The organism is Bartonella sp. MU70NMGDW, assembly GCF_042194085.1.
Classification (GTDB): Bacteria; Pseudomonadota; Alphaproteobacteria; order Rhizobiales; family Rhizobiaceae; genus Bartonella; species Bartonella grahamii.
In genome coordinates this window covers 1-935 of the sequence record NZ_JBHIMK010000459.1, presented here as the reverse complement: position 1 = coordinate 935, position 935 = coordinate 1, and the positions used below count along the sequence as shown (strand labels likewise).

At 27.0% G+C, this 935-nt stretch carries 1 pseudogene; it reads right to left on the bottom strand.

From position 1 onward, the window contains the following. Nucleotides 1-818: 818 nt before the first annotated feature. Nucleotides 819-935: pseudogene (locus ACFIKE_RS11610) on the bottom strand (metallophosphoesterase); the annotation flags it as partial.

Here is a 935-nt window from a genome sequence, read left to right as displayed (position 1 = left end):
TCAATAATAATAAAAAAAATTCATATTATAATTTTTATTATTAGATATTTTATGTGATATTATAAATAATTATTATAATAATAAAATAATTATAAAGAGTATTATAAAGTGATTTATAGGAAAAAATAGATAGCAAATTATGAATTTATCGAGACATAAAAAACATTATTACCTATGTTTGTTATCGAAATATAATATATTATTTTTTATATTTTTTTAAATGTACGATAATAAATGTTGAGTGAAATAATAGTGGATCATTTTAAATCTCTTTACGATAAATCAATCAACATTATTTGTTTATAAATCACAAGTAGGTTGGGTTATTGAAATTATATACGTTAGTTATTATTTGGCTTTTTTAGCCATTGATTTTCGGGTATAGAAGCTGAATGAGCTTCTCTATTATTCTATAAAATATCATAACTATAGTGGTATAAGGATTTTATGCATCAGATGCTTTTGGAGGAGTGTATGATGAAATTCAAAGCAGGGTTTATTGGTAGAGTTTTGTGAAATAAATCACATGCGCGATCAGCAGGTGAAACTCATTCGACAAGAATCCGGATTACTTATAAATCAGATGTGGTAGAATTTTCGTCCTTTAGGGCGGGAAGGAAGAAAACCAATAAGTTTGTAAAAAGCCAGTCACATAAGTGGGGTAGCAGATGGAACTCTCTGAGAGAAATTGATTTATTGACAGAGAAGGTAAAACTTTGTCTTTTAAGGAGAAAAAAGGAAATAAGAATTATGATTTCCAAAGGGATATGAAATAAAAATATTTTCGTTTTTGGTTATTTTTGCAACTATGAAGGTGTTTAAAGATTAATTGTTTCAGTACATGAAATCTCGTTTTTGGGGTTGATAATGCTATAACGTTGCAATTGGCAGTGCCATTGATTTTGTAAGTGTTCAATGGAAAATAAATTAAAGCC